Below are 562 nucleotides of genomic sequence, written 5' to 3'. Positions count from 1 at the left end.
GTCGTTTGACAGTTGATGCCCATTTCACGGAAATGACGTTTAACTGATTCCCAACCACCTTTTGCAGTGATACCCATTGCTTTGTGGTCGTAACCGTTTGAACCACCAGAAGCAAACGCATCGCCAAGCCAGAAGTTGTATTCTGCTGAGACTGAGTTCGCCAAGTCAGAGAATGTCGCCGTGCCTTTGTCGGCAGCAACCACTAGGTATGGGTCATCTTCATCGTGACGAGTTACGTTTTGTGGTGGAATCACCTCGCCTTCAATGATGTTGTCAGAAACATCAAGCAACGCGCGAATGAACTGTTTATAGCAGCGTTGACCTTCTGCAAAGATTTCATCACGAGTGGTCAGAGACGGCTGACGCTTACAAACGAAACCACCTTTCGCCCCAACTGGAACAATAACGGTGTTCTTAACTTGCTGAGCTTTTACAAGACCAAGAATTTCTGTACGGAAATCTTCTTGACGATCTGACCAACGTAAGCCACCACGTGCAACTTTACCGCCACGAAGGTGAACACCCTCAATGTCTGGCGCGTAGACGAAAATCTCAAAAGCAG

Annotated in this window: 1 protein-coding gene; it reads right to left on the bottom strand. The window is 47.5% G+C overall.

Features of this window, described 5'->3' with window-relative positions:
• Positions 1–562, bottom strand: a 562-nt coding sequence (locus tag R7093_RS27165; protein ID WP_318147270.1) for an NAD-glutamate dehydrogenase domain-containing protein, incomplete at both ends; no start/stop codon positions are given.

This window comes from Vibrio sp. 1580 (genome assembly GCF_033340055.1).
Note: the sequence above shows the minus strand (reverse complement) of the source record. Positions and strands in the feature narration are given on the sequence as shown.